Source organism: Pseudomonas sp. Colony2 (assembly GCF_019382755.1).
Classification (GTDB): Bacteria; Pseudomonadota; Gammaproteobacteria; order Pseudomonadales; family Pseudomonadaceae; genus Aquipseudomonas.
This window is the reverse complement of record NZ_CP080030.1, coordinates 1295180-1295688: the sequence shown is the minus strand read 5'-3', so window position 1 is coordinate 1295688 and position 509 is coordinate 1295180. Positions and strand designations below refer to the sequence as shown.

General features: G+C 54.4%; 1 protein-coding gene (cut by a window edge). It reads left to right on the top strand.

All coding sequences use genetic code 11. From position 1 onward, the window contains the following. Positions 1-509, top strand: part of the annotated coding region (locus tag JV201_RS05380) for an IS481 family transposase (RefSeq protein ID WP_257903290.1) (this coding region is incomplete at its 5' end). 542 nt of the annotated region lie beyond the right edge of the window; 509 of its 1051 annotated nt are in view.

Below are 509 nucleotides of genomic sequence, written 5' to 3'. Positions count from 1 at the left end.
ACGAGAACTGTGTCGACGGTTCGGTATCAGTCCCCAAACCGCGTACAAGTGGCTCGGTCGCTACGAAGAACAAGGCCAGCAAGGTCTGCTGGAGAAATCCCGCAGGCCAGCCACTAGCCCAAAACTTACCGAGCCCGCGCTGGAGACTGAAGTCTTGGCAATTAGGCGGGAGCATCCAGCCTGGGGCGGCCGCACGATCAGCAATCTGTTAGATAAGCGTATCGCTCCTAGCACTGTCACCAATGTCTTACATCGCCATGGTTTGGTTCAAACGGTCCCAAAAGAGTTACAGGCAGCAAGGTTGAGGTTTGAACACGACGCGCCCAATGATCTTTGGCAGATGGATTTCAAAGGGCATTTCCCAACGCAACAAGGCCGATGCCATCCGCTAACTGTTTTGGACGACCATTCTCGTTTCAACTTGGCAATCAAAGCCTGTGCCAACGAGCGCACAGCCACGGTACAGGAGCAGTTGATCGCGGTTTTTCGGCGCTACGGTTTACCAGCTC